Source organism: Streptomyces sp. NBC_01335 (assembly GCF_035953295.1).
GTDB lineage: Bacteria > Actinomycetota > Actinomycetes > Streptomycetales > Streptomycetaceae > Streptomyces.
In genome coordinates, this window is record NZ_CP108370.1 from 1106532 (window position 1) to 1123111 (window position 16580).

The window sequence follows — 16580 nt, forward strand, 5'->3', positions numbered from 1 at the left end:
GCACGGACTCCTCAGGTCCCTGCCCGCCCGTCGTCCGTTCCCCCCGCCGCGCCGCCCGCCGCCCGTTCCGCCCCGGGGCCCTCAGGCCACGAAGGTCCGCGGTGCGTCGGCGCCCGCCCCCGCGCCGGCCCGGACCAGCGCCGCCGCCGCGGCCAGCCGTGCCGCCGCCTCGTCCGCCACCGGCCCGCCGACGGTGAACGGCAGCCGTACGTACCCCTCGAACGCCCCGTCCACCCCGAAGCGCGGACCGGACGGCACCCGTACGCCGACCCGCTCGCCGGCCACCGCCAGGCGCGACCCGGAGAGCCCTCCGGTACGCACCCAGAGGGTCAGGCCCCCGCGCGGCACCTGGAACTCCCAGTCGGGCAGCTCCCGGCGCACCGCGGCGACCAGGGCGTCCCGGTTGCCCCGGGCCTGTTCGCGCCGGAGGCCGACCGCGTCGGACCAGCCGCCGGTGCGCAGCAGCCAGTTGATGGCGAGCTGCTCCAGGACGGGCGTCCCCATGTCCGCGTAGGCGCGTGCGGCGACCAGGCTGCGGATGGTGTCGGGCGCCGCCCGGACCCAGCCGATCCGCATCCCGGCCCAGAACGCCTTGCTGGCCGATCCCACGGTGATCACCGTGCTGCCCGCCGGGTCGAACGCGCAGACCCTGCGGGGCATCTCCACGTCCTCGTCGAGGACCAGTTCGTGCATCGTCTCGTCGACGACCAGGACCGTGCCGGCCGAGCGCGCCGCCTCCACCAGCCCGCGCCGCTGCTGCTCGTCGGCGAGCGCGCCGGTGGGGTTGTGGAAGTCGGCGACGACGTAGGCGAGGCGGGGGGCGGCGTCGCGCAGGACCTGGCGCCAGCGGTTCATGTCCCAGCCGCCGAGCCCGTCCCGCATGGCGACGGGCACCAGCCGGGCGCCCGTCTCCCGCATCAGCTGGAGGATGTTGGCGTAGCTCGGGGACTCGACGGCGATGCGTTCGCCGCGCCCGGCGAAGAGATGGCAGATGGCGTCGATGGCGCCCATCGCGCCGGTGGTCACCATGATCTGCTCCGGCATGGTGGGGATGCCGTTGTCGGTGTACCGGTCCGCGATCATCCGGCGCAGGGCGGGCAGCCCGGCGGGGTAGTCGCCGTGGGTGTGGGCGTACGGCGGAAGCTCCTCCAGGGCGCCCTGGACGGCCCGGGTCAGCCAGGGTTCCGGGGCCGGCAGCGAGGCGCAGCCCAGGTCGATCATCGCGCCGAGCGCCTCGGGGGGCAGTGGTTCCAGGCCCCGGGCCGGCAGCGGGTTGCCCGCGGGGACGGCGGTCCAGCTGCCCGCGCCGCGCCGGGACTCCAGGAAGCCCTCGGCGCGCAGTGCCTCGTAGGCCGCGGCGACGGTGGTGCGGCTGACGGCCAGGGCGAGGGCGAGCTCGCGTTCGGCGGGGAGGCGCGCGGCGACGGGCACCCGGCCCTCCAGGACCAGCAGCCGTACCCCGTCCGCGAGCGCGCGATAGGCGGGCGGTTTCCGGGTTCCGGGGAGGCTGGGGCGGGAGAGCGGGGCCTGGAGCTGGCGCGCGAGCTGGGCGGCCCCCACGGTCGAAGTCCACTGAGCCATGAAATCAGTCCACCTTCCTCGGATTGGCCATGGCTGGCGGCCAATCTCCCGCCACAGAGTGACATGAGTCAGTCCACCACCATCACAGCAGGGGGTACTCATGTCCACCACCGCCGTCCTACACCGCTCCTCTCTCCCGCGTCGGCTGGTGCGGCTCTACGCCGGGCTGGTCCTGTACGGCGTGAGTTCGGCGCTGCTGGTCGTCGCCGGGCTGGGGCTGGAGCCCTGGGGCGTGCTGCACCAGGGGATCTCGGAGCTCACCGGCGTCGCCATCGGGACGGTGTCGATCGGGGTCGGCGCGATCGTGCTGCTGCTGTGGATTCCGCTGCGGCAGCGCCCGGGGCTGGGCACCGTCTCCAACGTCTTCGTGCTGGGCCTGACGATGGACGCCACCCTGGCGATCGTCCCCGAGGCGCACGGGTGGGTGGTCCGCACCGCGGTGATGGTGCTCGGAGTCGTACTGAACGGGATGGCGACCGGCCTCTACATCACGGCCCGGTTCGGTCCGGGACCGCGCGACGGGCTGATGACCGGTCTGCACCGGGTGACCGGCCGGTCGGTGCGCCTGATGCGCACGGTGATCGAGGTGGCGGTCGTGGTCGCCGGGTTCGCGCTCGGGGGCTCGCTCGGGATCGGGACGGTCGTGTACGCGCTCGCGATCGGGCCGCTCGCCCAGTTCTTCCTGCGCCTGTTCGCCGCCCCCGGGCCGCCGGAAGCGACCGGGGCCGTCGCCGAGCGGTCACCGGAGGCGGCCATACTTCCGCAGTGACCTCAGGACGCCACCCGTACCTCGACCATCCGTCGACGATCCCCTTCGCCCACCGCGGCGGCGCGGCCGGCGGGCTGGAGAACACCGCCGCCGCCTTCCGCCGGGCGGCGGCCGAGGGATACCGCTACTTCGAGACCGATGTGCACACCACGGCGGACGGCCGGCTCGTCGCCTTCCACGATCCGACCCTGGACCGGGTCACCGACGCCGGGGGCCGGATAGCGGACCTGCCGTGGAGCGAGGTCCGGCGGGCCCGGGTGGACGGGCGGGAGCCCCTGCCGCTCTTCGAGGACCTGCTGGAGGAGTTCCCCGGGGCCCGCTGGAACGTCGACGTGAAGGCCGAGTCCTCGCTCGAACCCCTCCTCACGCTGATCCGCCGGACGGACGCCTGGGACCGGGTGTGCGTCGGCTCGTTCTCGGAGGCCCGGGTGGCCCGCGCGCAGCGGCTCGGCGGCCCCCGCCTCGCCACGTCGTACGGCGTGCGGGGCGTACTGGCCCTGCGGCTGCGCTCGCTCGGGATCCCGGCGCCGCTGCGCCGGGGCGCGGTGTGCGCGCAGGTGCCGGTGAGCCAGAGCGGCATCCGGGTCGTCGACCGCCGTTTCGTGCGCACCGCGCACGCGCTGGGCCTCCAGGTCCATGTCTGGACGATCGACGAGGCGGCCGAGATGACCGCCCTTCTCGACCTGGGCGTGGATGGCATCATGACCGATCACATCGGAACGCTGCGTACGGTGCTGAGCGAGCGCGGGACCTGGTCCTGACGCCGGTCCGGCCGGACACCAACGGAACAGACCGAGCAGGGGGCGCGGGTTGAGCACCGGAACCACAGGGACGGCGGAGCCGACGGAACCGGCCGGGCGACCGGCGGACGCGGCGCGGGCCGTCGCCCGCAAACGGGAGCAACGAGGCTGGTACTTCTACGACTTCGCGTGTTCGGTCTACTCCACGAGCGTGGTCACCGTCTTCATCGGGCCCTATCTGACCTCGGTGGCGAAGGCGGCCTCCGACTCCGAGGGGTTCGTGCATCCTCTCGGCATACCCGTGCGGGCCGGGTCGCTCTTCGCGTACGCGGTCTCCGCGTCGGTGGTCCTCGCGGTCGTGCTCATGCCGCTCGTGGGTGCGGCGGCGGACCGTTCGGGCCGCAAGAAGCCGCTGCTCGCGGCAGCCGCGTACACGGGTGCGGCGGCCACCACCGGGATGTTCTTCCTGGACGGCCACCGGTATCTGCTGGGCGCCCTCCTGCTGATCGTGGCCAACGCGGCGATCTCGGTGTCGATGGTGCTGTACAACTCCTATCTGCCCCAGATCGCGGAAGCCGACGAGCGGGACGCGGTCTCCTCGCGGGGCTGGGCGTTCGGCTACACCTCGGGGGCGTTCGTCCTCGTCCTCAACCTGATCCTCTACTCCGGGCACGACTCCTTCGGCCTGACCGAGTCGGAGTCGGTGCGCATCTGTCTGGCCTCCGCCGGTCTGTGGTGGGGCGCCTTCACCGTGGTGCCGCTGCGCCGGCTGCGCGACCGCCGGACGGCGCCGGGCGGCGAGGGGGCCGTCGGCTCGGGCTGGCGGCAGCTGCTCAACACCCTGCGCGACATGCGGCGCCACCCGCTGACGCTCGCGTTCCTGCTCGCGTACCTCATTTACAACGACGGCGTGCAGACCGTCATCACCCAGGCCTCGGTGTTCGGCTCCGAGGAGCTCGGCCTCGACCAGACGACGCTGATCACCGCCGTCCTGCTGGTGCAGGTCCTGGCGGTGGCGGGCGCGCTCGGGATGGGGCGGCTCGCCCGGGTGTACGGCGCTCAGCGCACGATCCTGGCGTCGCTGGTGGTCTGGACGCTGATCCTGGTCGCCGCCTGGTTCCTGCCGTCCGGCGCGCCGGTCTTCTTCTACGTCCTGGCGGCGGCGATCGGGCTCGTCCTCGGCGGGAGCCAGGCCCTCTCCCGCTCCCTTTTCTCGCATCTGGTCCCGCGCGGCAAGGAAGCCGAGTACTTTTCCGCGTACGAGATGAGCGACCGCGGACTCAGCTGGCTGGGGCCGCTGGTCTTCGGCCTGGCGTACCAGCTGACCGGCAGCTATCGGCAGGCGATCATCTCGTTGGTGGTGTTCTTCGTCGTCGGTTCGGTGCTGCTCGCCAGGGTGCCGGTACGGGCCGCCGTGGCCGCCGCGGGCAATCCCGTACCGGAGCAGATTTAGACGTTGAAGTAAAAGGGCGGTAGTGTACGCCTTTGGCCTGCCCGGAAAGACCGTTACTGCGCGTGGATGACGTCAAACTGTTGGGTGACACATCCGCTCAAAAGTGACAAACCGGGCAGCGGTGGGTATTCAACCCTGACACAGCAGCGGCAAGACGGGCGACGCATGGCCGGCAACGGGAATCTTTACCGCCGAGCGGACGTTGACCGGATGACGACGACAGCGACACCTGTCCTGTGGGCGACAAGCCCGGGAGGCACGATTCATGAGTGAGCGAGCTCTCCGCGGCACGCGACTCGTGGTTACCAGCTACGAGACGGACCGCGGCATCGATCTGGCCCCGCGCCAGGCGGTGGAGTACGCATGCCAGAACGGGCATCGATTTGAGATGCCCTTCTCGGTAGAGGCGGAAATTCCGCCGGAGTGGGAGTGCAAGGCGTGCGGCGCCATGGCACTCCTGGTGGACGGGGATGGCCCCGAGGAGAAGAAGGGCAAGCCTGCGCGTACGCACTGGGACATGCTCATGGAGCGGCGCACCCGCGAGGAGCTGGAGGAGGTGCTGGCCGAGAGGCTGGCGGTCCTGCGCTCCGGTGCCATGAACATCGCCGTGCATCCGCGGGACAGCAGGAAGTCCGCCTGATCCGCGCAAGCACCGAACGGACGGCCGCACCGCATGCGACCACTACAGCCGCGGGCCGTGACACATCTTCTGTGTCACGGCCCGCGGCTTTGTGCGTGTCGGTCTCGTCGGTCCCTCAAGGAGTCAGCCGGGGGCCGTCGCCGCCGCGCGGGGGCGGCTGCGTGCCGTCCTCGCGGATGACCTCGCCCTGGACCACCTTCCCGTCCGGGCGGTGCATGCGGGCCTGCTGGAACGCGCCGGAGAGGCTTCCCGGGGCGGCGGCGCTCATCCGGCGCTCCAGGGCCCGCTCGGTGAACCCGCTGAGGGCCTTGCGCACGGGCGGCACCAGGAGCAGGAGGCCGGCCAGGTCCGAGAGCATGCCGGGGATCATCAGCAGGATCCCGCCCAGCATGAGGAAGCCGTTGCCCCGGGCCGTCGGCTGCGGCTCCGGGGGCTCCGTCGCGCCGCCGGGCTGTCCCGGCGCCTGCCGGAGGGTCTCGGTGAGGTTCGAGAAGGCGCGGCGCCCCGCCTTCTTGACCACGGCCGCGCCGCACACGAAGCCCGCCACCAGGAGCAGCAGAACGGTGAACCCGCCGGCCGCGCCGGCCACCAGGATCAGCAGCCAGATCTCCAGCACCAGCCAGGCGGCGATGGACAGCGGCAGGAATCTGCGGACGCGCGAGCGCCGGGGACGGTTCGGGGGCGGTGTGCCGGTCGTCATGCCCCCAGTGTGCCTGCACGGCGGTACGAGCGGCACGGGCGGGGGGTTCGGTCCCGGGGCCGCGGGGATATTCAGCCCCGGTCGCTGCCCCGTCAGCCCGGTTCCTGCCTGCCCCGTTCCGCCCCGGGTTCCCGCCCCGGGGCGGGCGCGCGCGTCAGGAGGGGTCGGTGTCCGGGGCGGTGGTGGTGGCCGGAGCTTCCGGAGAGGCGGCGGCAGGGGCGGCGTCCGGGGTGGTGGCGCTCGGCGCGGCGGCGTCCGGGGTGACGGCGTTCGGTGCGGCCTCGGCCGGGCGGGCGGGCTTGCGGCCCAGCACCTTGTCGGTGACCTTGTTGGTCCGGGCGGTGATGCCCCAGCCGGTGACCCGGAACAGCGCCTCGACCAGGATGTCGCGGCTCATCTTGGAGTCGCCGACCTCCCGGTCCACGAAGGTGATCGGCACCTCCACCACGTGGAATCCGGCCTCCACCGCGCGGCGGGCCAGATCGACCTGGAAGCAGTACCCCTGGGAGGCGACCTCGTCCAGGCCGAGCCCTTCGAGGGTTTCGGTACGGAACGCCCGATAGCCGCCGGTCACGTCGCGTACGTCGAGGCCGAGCGCGAGCCGCGAGTAGAAGCTGCCGCCACGGGAGATCATCTCCCGGCTCTTGGGCCAGTTCACCACCCGGCCGCCCGGCACCCAGCGCGAGCCGAGGACGAGGTCGGCGCCCTTGAGGGCGGTGAGCAGGCGGGGCAGTTCCTCGGGCTGGTGGGAGCCGTCCGCGTCCATCTCGACGAGGACGCCGTAGCCGTGCTCGGCGCCCCAGCCGAATCCGGCCAGATAGGCGGCGCCCAGCCCTTCCTTGCCCTTGCGGTGCAGCACGTGCACATGGCCGTCCTCGGCCGCGATCTCGTCGACGATCTTGCCGGTGCCGTCGGGGCTGTTGTCGTCGGCGACCAGGATGTCGGCCTCCGGGACGGCGGAACGCACCCGGTCGACGATCGGCTTGATGTTCTCGGCCTCGTTGTAGGTCGGGATGATCACCAGGACTCTGCCGAGCGGGTCGTACCGCCGCTGACCGCCGTCGTTCACTAACTGCCCCTTAAAGGTCCGTACGCAGATGCACACCATATCGACCGTCCGGGACCCGTCGTACGCCCCGGGCGCACGGCGGCACCCGGGGCGCGGGACAGACCAGCGGAAGTGAGGACAGATCAGCACCGGACCCCGGTGGCTTTCCGGTGAACGGCGGGCGAAGTACCGGTCCGCACACCGACGGGGGTCCTGCGGATCGGGGCCCGGCGCCCTTCGGGCCGACCTGGCGCCCGCTGGCTGCGGGTCGACCGAAAGCCGTTGTCTACTGGACGTCCGGGCCCCACCCGGGTCGCACCCGCCGACCGGCGAAACCTTCCCTCGCCCCCGAGGCGCGGGCGCTGAACCTGGCTGTCAGTGATGGTGGGCCGGTGCGGCTCACCACCCCGTGACCCAGCGGCGTTCGACGACTGCATGGAGGTTCGACCGGTGGACGTCCTGTGGTGGACCCGGCCGAACCTACCGGCCGGTGACCGCTTTCTGTCAACAACGGTCTGACCTGCGGTCTTGCCTCATATTGCCTGGTCAGCGGCGAAGATCCGCAGGTCGCGTGCGACCGCTCCCCCCATCGATCGGCGGTACGGAAGATCGTCTCATCACTCGTTCGGTCGTACGTAGACAGTCTGTCCGCCCACGACGGTGCTCAGGCAGACCGGGAGATCGGCATCCGGAGAGAGATCGGGCAGGCCAGGGGTACCGGAGCGGGGGTCGGTCGACCACCGGGCGACCCGGTCGTCGGGCGCCTGGACGACCAGTTCCGAGGTACGCCAGATCGCGTAGTCGGCCGGAGCCCCGGGCACCAGGATTCCCGCGTCGTCACGGCCCGCGGCGCGCCAGCCGCCCCGGGTGTGGGCGGTGAATCCGGCGCGTACGGAGATCCGGTGTTCCGGGTTCCGGTGGAAGGCCGCGGCTCGCACGGTGCCCCACGGGTCGAGCGGGGTGACCGGGCTGTCCGAGCCGAAGGCGAGCGGCACGCCCGCGCGCAGCAGGGCCGCGTAGGGGTTGAGGCCGGCCGCGCGCTCGGCGCCCAGGCGCCGGGCGTACATGCCGTCCTCGCCGCCCCAGGCCGCGTCGAAGGCGGGCTGCACGGAGGCGGTCAGGCCGAGTTCGGCGAAGGCGGCGATCGTCTTGGGGGTGAGCATCTCCGCGTGCTCGACGCGGTGGCGCGCGGCCCGGACGCGGGCCAGGCCGACCCGCTCGGCGGCGGCGCGGATGCCCTCCACGACGGCGGTGATCGCGGCGTCGCCGATGGCGTGGAATCCGGCCTGGAGCCCCGCTTCGGTGCAGACCGCCACGTGGGTGGCGATGCGTGCTGCGTCCAGGTGGGCGGAGCCGGTGTGCGGGGCGTCGGCGTACGCCTCGTGCAGGCAGGCGGTGTGCGAGCCCAGCGAACCGTCCGCGAAGAGGTCGCCGGCCGCGCCGAGGGCCCCGAGTTCACGGATGCGCGCGGCGCCCTTCTCGTCCTCGACCTGCTCGGCCCAGAGCCCGAGGACCCGGGGGCCGGGCTCGGCGCCGGCGAGGGCCAGCAGCGAGGTGAAGTCGTCCTCGTCGGAGATGTCGGGGCCGCCGCATTCGTGGACCGTACCGATGCCGAGTGAGGCGGCGTGGCGCAGGGCGGCGCGCTGGGCGTCGGCGCGCTGCCGCACGGTGACGGAGGCGTGCGCGGCGGCGCGTACCGCGTGGTGGGCGTCGCCGGTGAGCGGGCCGTCGGCGCGGTAGCCGGACATGGCCGTGACCCCCGGGACGCGGTCCAGGAGGGCCGTGGTGACGACCGCGGAGTGCACGTCGATGCGGGTTAGGTAGAGGGCCCTGCCGCCGGCCGCCTCGTCCAGCTCACGGCGTGACGGGGGCTGCCGCTCGGGCCAGCGCGCGGCGTCCCAGCCGTGGCCGAGCAGGACCGCGTCGGCGGGCCTGCCGTCGGCGAAGGCGCGGACGAGGTCCAGCGCCTCGACGAGGCCGCGGGCGCCCGACAGGTCGAGCCCGGTGAGTGCGAGGCCGGTGGAGGTGGTGTGCACGTGGGCGTCGGTGAAGGCGGGGGTGACCAGGGCGCCTTCGAGGTCGACGACCTCGTCGGCCGCGCCCGCGAACGCGTCGGCGGCCCCCTCGGAGCCCACCCAGGCGACATGCCCTCGTTCGACGACCATCGCGGTGGCGAACGGGTCGGCGGGGCTGTGGACGTCTCCACCGCGCAGCAGCACGGTGCGGTGTTCGGGGGCGCTTCGCGGGGCGGTGCTCTGGGTCATGGGACCAGTCTCCCGCGTTCCCCCTCGGCATCCGTCCGCGCCCCTCCCGGAACGGCGGGTCCGAGGAGCCGGCACGGACCGGCGTACGCCCCGCGCCGACCGGTCAGATGCGCGGGGGCCGGGCCTCGTACGGGGTGGACAGGACCACGGTGGTCCGGGTGGAGACCCCGGCCAGCGAGCGGATGCGGGTCAGCAGGTGCTCCAGCTCCAGGGGCGTGGCCACCCGCACCTTGAGGATGTAGTTCTCGTCCCCGGCGACGCTGTGGCAGGCCTCCAGTTCGGGCACGCCGGTGAGCCGCTCGGCGATGTCGTCCGGAGCGCTGGGGTCGAACGGTTTCACCGAGATGAACGCGGTGAGGGGCAGGCCGACAGCCTCGGGGTCGACGACCGCGGCATAACCCCGGATCACCCCGCGCTGCTCCAGCCTGCGGACACGCTGATGAACGGCCGATGTGGACAGGCCCGTGGCCTTGCCCAGGTCGGTGTAGCTCATCCGCCCGTCCTTGACGAGCAACTCCACGATCTGACGGTCCAGCTCCTCCATGCGGTCAACCTATTGCCCAGGCTGCTGTCCGCAAAGTCCCGCGACACGCCCGGCGGACTCTGCGCGAGGTGCCCGGTACGTACGGAGGTGGGACGGAGGATCGTTCCCGTACCGGACATCACCGGACATTTGCGATGAAACACCCCTAGGGCGCACCCGGTTTCGCGGGCCCGGCGCGACTTCGCGGGCGCCCGTCAGGCCGCCCGGGGGGCGACCCGGAGAAGGCCGGAAGGCCCCTTGCGGACCCCGTGTGACCAAGGCCACATGTTTACCGCCTGTTGTCGACCCCGGTGGCGGTTATGACGGAGTCACGGAGGGAAGTGCTTGCTGTGGTCGAGGCCACAGTGCCTCACCGGCCCACTGAGGGGGGACTTCCCATGCAGAGCCTGAAGCTCACCGGTCACAGCGAACCGGAGCCCGTCGATACGGACGAGGACAGCGTGTCCGACGCGTACGACACCTTTGAGATGTACCGGGTCTTCTGCCCGGACTGCGCGCAGCCGATCGCGCTCCTGGCCGACGAGGACGTGTTCCCCGAGCACGCTCTCTGCCCGACCCCCTGGAACCCGTTCGTGCTCACCGTCTGCGCCGGCACGGGCCGCGACGCCGCGGAGGCCGAGCCCGCCGACGAGACGCTGGAGGTGCAGGAGCAGGAGACCGCGCTGCTGCTGACGCTCCCCCAGGGGCTCGACTGGCGCATGCAGCCGTTCTCGCACGCCGGGGGTGCCGGATCGCGCCCGATGCGGGTGCCGCAGATGCGCCGCGCCGCCTGAGTTCCCGAGTCCGCCGAGCCCGTACCCCGCGCACCGCGACGGCGCCGCCGACGTGGTGCGGGTACCGGTCCACGCATCGGATCGAACACCCGCGCGCACCTTTCGTACAGTGACCCGGCGACGGCCCGGGCGTTGGTCCGGTATGACCATCCCGGACACCGCGGCGGGCTCCGGTCGTCGCCGTCTCGTCGCACCGCCATCCGAAGAATCGGTTCCCCGGCCCACGGCACCGCTCCGCCCGAAGCCGGAACCCCGCGTCGCCGCGGCCCGCTCCGGCGCGGGCGCTCCCCCGGCGGGAACGCGCCGCGGGGTCTTACCGCCCGATGTCCGGACCACGCCCGCCGTCCAGCCCCCGCCCGCCGCGCCGCCCTCCGATCCGCCCATCTACGTCGCGCTGCTCCGCGACTGGGAGGGTTCCGGGCGCACCCTGCCGGGCGGTCACGACCAGGAGTGGACCCGGATCGTGACCACGCCGGTGTGGTCGGGGCTGCCCCAGCGGATCAGTGCGATTCGGGGCCGGCGAGGTGGCGGGCGATGACCATCCGCTGGATCTGGTTGGTGCCCTCCACGATCTGGAGCACCTTGGCCTCCCGCATCAGTCGTTCGACGGGGAAGTCGCGGGTGTAGCCGTAGCCGCCCAGCACCTGCACGGCGTCGATGGTGACGCGCATGGCCGCGTCCGTGCAGAACAGCTTCGCCATGGCGGCCTGCCGGGAGAAGGGCTGTCCGGCGTCGCGGAGCCGGGCGGCCTCCAGGTAGAGCGCCCGGCCGGCCTCGATCTGGGTGGCCATGTCGGCGAGCAGGAAGCGCAGCCCCTGGAAGTCGGCGATGGGGCGTCCGAACTGCCGCCGGTCCGTGGCGTACGCGACGGCCTCGTCCAGCGCGGCCTGGGCGACGCCGATCGCGCAGGCGGCGATGCCCAGGCGGCCGGAGTCGAGCGCGGAGAGCGCGATGGCGAAGCCCTGGCCCTCCTCGCCGATCCGGCGGGCGTCCGGAACCCGTACGCCGTCGAAGTTGAGCTGGGCGGTGGGCGATCCCTTCATGCCCATCTTCCGCTCGGGGGCCGCCGCGTTCAGCCCTTCGGCGTCGCCGGGGACCAGGAAGGCGGTGATGCCCCGGGGGCCGTCGACGCCGGTGCGGGCCAGCACCGTGCAGAAGTCGGCGATGCCGCCGTGGGTGATCCACGCCTTGGTGCCGGTGAGGACCCAGTCGTCGCCGTCCTTCACCGCTCTGGTGTGCAGCGAGGCGGCGTCGGAGCCGGACGCGGGCTCGGAGAGGCAGTAGGCGCCCAGGAGTCCGCCGGAGAGCATCGCGGGCAGGTGCGCCTTCTTCTGCTCCTCGGTGCCGAACCCGGCGAGCGCGTGGCAGGCGAGGGAGTGGACGCTGACGCCGAGTCCCACGGTCAGCCGGGCGGCGGCCAGTTCCTCCAGGACCTGGAGGTAGACCTCGTACGGCTGGTCGCCGCCGCCGAAGGCGGAGTCGTACGCCAGACCCAGCAGGCCCGATGCGGACAGGAGGGAGAAGAGCTCGCGCGGGAAGTGGCCCGCCTCCTCCTCGTCGGCCGCCTTGGGCGCGATCTCGCGTGCGACGATGTCGCGGACCAGCGTGAGCAGTTGCCGGGATTCCTCGGTGGGCAGACGGCGTTCCACCTGCTGCGGGGCTCGGTCGGGCATGACGGCGCTCTCCTCCCTGTCGGGCGTGACGGCGGACGGGCCCGGGGTGGGGAGCCGCGTCGCCGAGTGGTCCGGGCGGGGCCCGGCACAAGCGGTGCGTGCCCAACCGATCCTGCCCTTCCGGATCGCGGAAGATGCCGGTCAGCGGCTGTGGCGCGTCGAGTATGCCCGATCGGGGCGCCGCCGTCACGGGGTCGCGGAGACCGTGATCATCCGTCGGGGGAGGCCGTCCGCCGGCCCGTGCGCGTCACGGTCGGCCGACCGCGCGTGTCACATGAGTCCGGCCCGGGTGACGAGGAGGGCGAGGACGACGACGAGGGTCCAGCCGAGGACGTGTTCCAGAACCTTCGGGCCCCTCTCCCCCGGACCGCCGGTACGGGCGCGACGCGCGCGGCGGGAGAGGTGGAGCTGTTCGGCGGCTGCGGTGGTCGCGGTCATGGCATCTCGCTCGGTCGTACGGCAGTGGAGTCCCCCGACCGCACCACAGTGCCCCAGAGACGGCCCCCGGCGGAACGAGATCCCCGTCACCGTGCTCCCGCGCGCCCCGGCCTCCGGGGACGGACGGACCAGCGGGCACAAGGGGCGGGGCGCGCCGGGGCTCCCGGTGCGGGTCGTCGGCTGTGCCGGACGCCACACGGGGCACAGGGGGTGTGCGGAGGGTCGGCCGGGCGCCGGAGCGTCAGCCGGTGGTGGGCGCGTCGCCGCGATCGGGCGGCGCTCCGTGCGCGGCGTCCCGTGCCGGACCGAGGGTGGCGAGTCCTCGGCTCAGCAGGGAGAAGGCGTGGTCGGCGTCGGCGAGGGCTTCGGGGCGGACGTCCTTCGCCGACCTGCCGTCGACGATCCGCTGCCAGTTCGCCATGGCCAGGATGCGCTGGGTGGCGACCAGTTGGCCGGCCAGCACTCGGGGCGTGACCTCCCGGGATTCCTCGCCGAGGGTTTCGGCGAGCGCGCGGGCCAGCTCCTCCTCGGCGAGGGCGAGGTACTGGGCGGAACGCGCCACGAGGCCGGGGGTGGAGTGGAGGAGGCGGTGGAAGGCGAGGACGGCCTCGTGGTCGCTGAGTCCCGTGACGGGGTCGCCGGCTTCCAGCCCCTCCACGAAGTGCCGGTGCAGGGCGTCGAGCGGGCTCACTCCGGCCGGACGGTTCCGCACCACCTCGGCGGCCTCGTCCTGGTGGTCGGCGAACCGCTGGACGACCAGGTCCTCCTTGGTGGGGAAGTACCGGAAGAGCGTCGGCTTGGAGACCTCTGCGGCGGCGGCGATGTCGGCGACGGAGACCTGGTCGAATCCGTGCTCCAGGAAGAGTGCGATCGCGACCTCGGAAATGGTCTCCCGCGTCCGCTGCTTCTTGCGCTCCCGCAACCCCATCGACCGGTCCACCCGGCGAGTCTACTGCCGCGACCAGCGTTGTTCGCCGTGTGGTGTCCGGGGGATCAAGGCCGGACAGGATCGATGGTGACGCGTCGACGGGGGCGGTTCACTCGCCGGCGGCGTCCTCGGCCTCCCAGCGCAGCAGGTCGCCCGGCTGGCACTGGAGCGCCTCGCAGAGCGCGGCGAGCGTCGCGAAGCGCACCGCCTTGGCGCGGCCGTTCTTGAGTACCGCCAGATTGGCGGGGGTGATCCCCACGCGGTTCGCGAGGTCGCCCACGGACATCTTCCGCCTGGCCAGCATGATGTCGATGTCGACGACGATCGGCATCAGATGACCTCGTCCAACTCGGCCTGCATCCGCACCGCTTCGACGTCACGCGCGACGGCCTGGGCGAGCAGCATCCGCAGCACGAGAACGATGAGCGCGATGCCCAGGACCGCCACGCCGACCCCGCCCATGATGACGGTGACGCCCGGGTCGTCCCGCTGACCCGGCGCGTTGAGGGCCGTGACGGCGAACCACAGGAGGGCGGCCGCGACGATCGCGCCGATCACGATGTCCACATGGCGGAAGGCGGCATGGGAGAACACGGTTCCGCGTCGCACCATCGACACCAGCCTCCATACGCAGACCACGACGACCTGGACCGACACCATGCCCAGGATCGTGATCACACGCAGGGGTGTCAGCGGGAGCGACCCGTCCTCCGGATCGTTCCCGCTGAGCAGCACCCACACCATCCCGGCCTGAACGAACACGGTGCCGGCGAGCACCACCACCAGCACGACGCGCAGCGCGGCCACGGTCAGCTTTCCCATACCCCGTCCTCCCATCGACTTACGATGGGAATCTATCGAGTTTCGATAGATGGAGCAAGAGTTCCGTCCCGGACCTCCTCACCGTCCTTCTCGTGACCCGGCGGTACGGACCGGGCGGCGGTGTTCCCCGGGGGCGTCCCCACCACGACCACCTGGTCCCCGGCGCTCCACACGCGCCGCTCCCCCTTGGGCGGATTGAGCCGGACGCCGTGGTCCGTACCGGGGGCGGAGCGGTCGTGGCAGCGGTAGCCGATCGCGCAGTCGCCCCGGTCGCGGGCGGCTGCGACGACGGTGGCGAAGGTGGCCTCGGCGCCCGTACGGACGTACGTACTGGCGGGGCGCAGCAGGACGTTCGCGCCGTCGCCGGAGAACAGTTCGTCGAAGACCGGGGCCAGATGCCGGTTCTGGGTGATCTGGGCCATCAGAAGTCCGGTCAGTTTGCCGCTGACGATGACGTCGGAGCCGTGGTTGACGGGAGCCAGCGGGCGGTTGCGGTCGTCGGTGAGTTCGGTGACGACGCGCAGCTGACGTCCGGCGCGCTCCTCCAGCAGCCGCAGGGCCAGCAGGGTGACGAGGGTCCAGTCGTCGGGCCGGTCGGGACCCTCGCCCGGATCGGGTCCGAGGACGACCAGTCCGTCGTACGGGGTGAGGTCGAGCCCGAGCAGGGCCTCGGGCCGTGACAGCGCCGCCGACCGGAACCGCACGGTCGCGCCTTCGGGTGTGCCGTTCACGGACGGGGGTGTCGTCGGTGTTCCGCTCCCGGGCTCCCTCGGTGCGGGGACGGTGCTGTCGGTGATCACGTCCAGGACGGAGCCGGGGCGGGCCGTGTCCCGCAGCTGGCCGACGACGAGCGGGGCGCGCCGGTTCCAGCCGAGCACCAGCAGACGGGTCGGATCGTCGGGCGGGGGGTCGTCCGTGGCGGTCGCGGCGGGATCGACCAGATGCCGGCAGTCCTCCACCCGCGTGCTGTCGTCGTCGAGGGCGAGCACGATCAGGCGGCTGCCCGGCTCGACCGGGGTGCCGGCCGGCGGGTTGAGCAGCGTGCGGCCGTCGGGTGTGAGCAGGCCGACCACGCAGGAGTACGGATGGCCCAGCAGGGCCGTGCCGAAGGTGTCCCCGTGGAACGCGGTGGCGTCGGCGAGGTGGAACTCGTCGCCCGCGAAGTCGAGGAGGTCGCGGAGTACGAGGGAGAGGCCGGGCCTGCCGACGCACTGGGCGATCAGCCGGGCGGTGACGGTGTCGGTCTCCAGGACCGTGCCGCGCGGGCCTGCGGCCAGCCGGGCGGGGGCGCGGTACCGGTCGTCGCGCACCGCGGCGAGCACCGGCGGTCCGTCGGTGCCCTCGCCGAGCACGGCGCGCAGCGACAGCAGCACCCGCAGCACCTCCGCGTCCGCCGCCGGTTTCCCCGAGGGCAGCACCAGTACGGTGCTCGCGGTGTGCGGGCTGACGAGCGCGAGCACGTCGGGATCGCTCGCGGGGCCGCTGCGGCAGATGATCCGCCCGCGGGCGGACGGTGGGAGGTGGGCGGCGAGGGCGCGTTCCATCTCGGCCTTGTCCCGGTCGGCGAGCAGGACGACGGCCCGGGGCCGGCGCGGCGCCTGGGCCGCCACCAGCTCGCCCACCACGGTGGTCGCCTGGTCCGACCAGCCGAGCACGACGACGTGCCCGTCCTCCAGGACCCGCGACCGGCCCCGGCTCAGCTCCGCCATGCGGTCGGCGAGGCCGGTGGTGACCACCCCGACCAGGGTCGACACGCCGAGCAGGGCGACCAGCCCGAGCAGGGCCGACAGGGCCAGCCGGAGCGGGGCGCCGGTGGCCGAGCCCAGGCGGAGCGTCTCCGCACTGGTCCGCCACACCGCGGTCAGCCGGTCCGCCAGCGACCGGGGCGCGGCCGGGTCGCTCCACACCAGGACGGCGCTCACCGGGACCACGACGGCCAGGCAGATGAGGACCAGCCAGCCCATCAGGGTGCCGGTGGAACGCGCCAGTGTCCGGTCGAACCGGTAGCGCGCCCGGTCCCTCAGCGGTGCCGGTGGCCTCCCCTTGACTGGTTCCACGGTCACTCCCCTCACGCCCGCTCCCGCGCTGCCCGCGCCCGGCGCGGGGGTGACGGCACCACCCGCCCCTTCCGTACCGTGGTGCCTGCGATGTCGGGACACGCCGCGTTCGGGGTCAGGTTCACCCTTTCGAGCGGGACTTCGGGTCGG

Annotated in this window: 16 protein-coding genes; 5 read left to right on the plus strand and 11 right to left on the minus strand. The window is 72.9% G+C overall.

Going from position 1 to position 16580, the window contains the following annotated elements; genetic code table 11:
• Nucleotides 1-81 precede the first annotated feature (81 nt).
• Nucleotides 82-1581 (minus strand): SCO1417 family MocR-like transcription factor, encoded by a 1500-nt coding sequence (locus tag OG599_RS04425; protein ID WP_327174622.1) that lies wholly within the window; start codon nt 1579-1581, stop codon nt 82-84.
• 100 nt (nt 1582-1681) lie between these two features.
• On the opposite strand from OG599_RS04425, the gene yczE reads away from it, so the two are divergent.
• The 4 genes from yczE (at nt 1682) to OG599_RS04445 (ending at nt 5183) form a co-directional block, all read left to right on the plus strand.
• Complete coding sequence (gene yczE / locus OG599_RS04430) at nt 1682-2350, plus strand: membrane protein YczE (RefSeq protein ID WP_327174623.1); 669 nt, start codon at nt 1682-1684, stop codon at nt 2348-2350.
• A complete protein-coding gene (locus tag OG599_RS04435) occupies nt 2347-3111 on the plus strand; it encodes a glycerophosphodiester phosphodiesterase (RefSeq protein WP_327174624.1) in 765 nt (254 codons plus the stop codon). Before yczE ends, OG599_RS04435 begins: the two co-directional genes overlap by 4 nt.
• 49 nt (nt 3112-3160) lie before the next feature.
• Nucleotides 3161-4543, plus strand: coding sequence for an MFS transporter (locus tag OG599_RS04440; RefSeq protein WP_327174625.1), 1383 nt, complete (start codon nt 3161-3163; stop codon nt 4541-4543).
• 265 nt (nt 4544-4808) lie between these two features.
• The gene (locus OG599_RS04445) at nt 4809-5183 is read left to right on the plus strand and encodes an RNA polymerase-binding protein RbpA (protein WP_007262928.1); all 375 of its coding nucleotides are present in this window, start codon (nt 4809-4811) and stop codon (nt 5181-5183) included.
• A gap of 115 nt (nt 5184-5298) precedes the next feature.
• On the opposite strand, the gene fxsA is transcribed toward OG599_RS04445, so the two are convergent.
• The 4 genes from fxsA to OG599_RS04465 form a co-directional block, all read right to left on the minus strand.
• Entirely contained in the window at nt 5299-5883 is a 585-nt protein-coding gene (gene fxsA / locus OG599_RS04450; RefSeq protein ID WP_327174626.1) for an FxsA family membrane protein, read from the minus strand.
• 154 nt (nt 5884-6037) lie between these two features.
• Nucleotides 6038-6952 (minus strand): polyprenol monophosphomannose synthase, encoded by a 915-nt coding sequence (locus OG599_RS04455; RefSeq protein WP_327174627.1) that lies wholly within the window; start codon nt 6950-6952, stop codon nt 6038-6040.
• A gap of 596 nt (nt 6953-7548) precedes the next feature.
• A complete protein-coding gene (locus tag OG599_RS04460; RefSeq protein ID WP_327174628.1) occupies nt 7549-9195 on the minus strand; it encodes an amidohydrolase in 1647 nt (548 codons plus the stop codon).
• A gap of 103 nt (nt 9196-9298) precedes the next feature.
• Complete coding sequence (locus OG599_RS04465; RefSeq protein ID WP_327174629.1) at nt 9299-9739, minus strand: Lrp/AsnC family transcriptional regulator; 441 nt, start codon at nt 9737-9739, stop codon at nt 9299-9301.
• Nucleotides 9740-10116: 377 nt separating this feature from the next.
• Between OG599_RS04465 and OG599_RS04470 the strand changes: the two genes are divergently transcribed.
• Complete coding sequence (locus OG599_RS04470) at nt 10117-10512, plus strand: hypothetical protein (RefSeq protein ID WP_327174630.1); 396 nt, start codon at nt 10117-10119, stop codon at nt 10510-10512.
• Nucleotides 10513-11012: 500 nt separating this feature from the next.
• Here the strand turns inward: OG599_RS04470 and OG599_RS04475 are convergent, their stop codons facing one another.
• The 6 genes from OG599_RS04475 to OG599_RS04500 all read right to left on the minus strand — a co-directional run bounded on the left by OG599_RS04475 (nt 11013) and on the right by OG599_RS04500 (nt 16430).
• Nucleotides 11013-12185 carry an acyl-CoA dehydrogenase family protein gene (locus tag OG599_RS04475; RefSeq protein WP_327174631.1) on the minus strand — a complete coding sequence of 391 codons (1173 nt, stop codon included), beginning with the start codon at nt 12183-12185 and terminating at the stop codon, nt 11013-11015.
• Nucleotides 12186-12455: 270 nt separating this feature from the next.
• Nucleotides 12456-12623, minus strand: a complete 168-nt coding sequence (locus OG599_RS04480; RefSeq protein WP_327174632.1) for an SCO1431 family membrane protein — start codon at nt 12621-12623, stop codon at nt 12456-12458.
• 241 nt (nt 12624-12864) lie between these two features.
• A complete protein-coding gene (locus tag OG599_RS04485; RefSeq protein WP_327174633.1) occupies nt 12865-13563 on the minus strand; it encodes a TetR/AcrR family transcriptional regulator in 699 nt (232 codons plus the stop codon).
• 97 nt (nt 13564-13660) lie between these two features.
• On the minus strand, nt 13661-13882 hold the full coding sequence (locus tag OG599_RS04490) for a helix-turn-helix domain-containing protein (RefSeq protein WP_327174634.1): 222 nt from the start codon (nt 13880-13882) through the stop codon (nt 13661-13663).
• Complete coding sequence (locus OG599_RS04495) at nt 13882-14373, minus strand: DUF2975 domain-containing protein (protein WP_327174635.1); 492 nt, start codon at nt 14371-14373, stop codon at nt 13882-13884. Before OG599_RS04495 ends, OG599_RS04490 begins: the two co-directional genes overlap by 1 nt.
• 32 nt (nt 14374-14405) lie before the next feature.
• On the minus strand, nt 14406-16430 hold the full coding sequence (locus tag OG599_RS04500) for a CASTOR/POLLUX-related putative ion channel (protein WP_327174636.1): 2025 nt from the start codon (nt 16428-16430) through the stop codon (nt 14406-14408).
• Between the last annotated feature and the right edge of the window lie 150 nt (nt 16431-16580).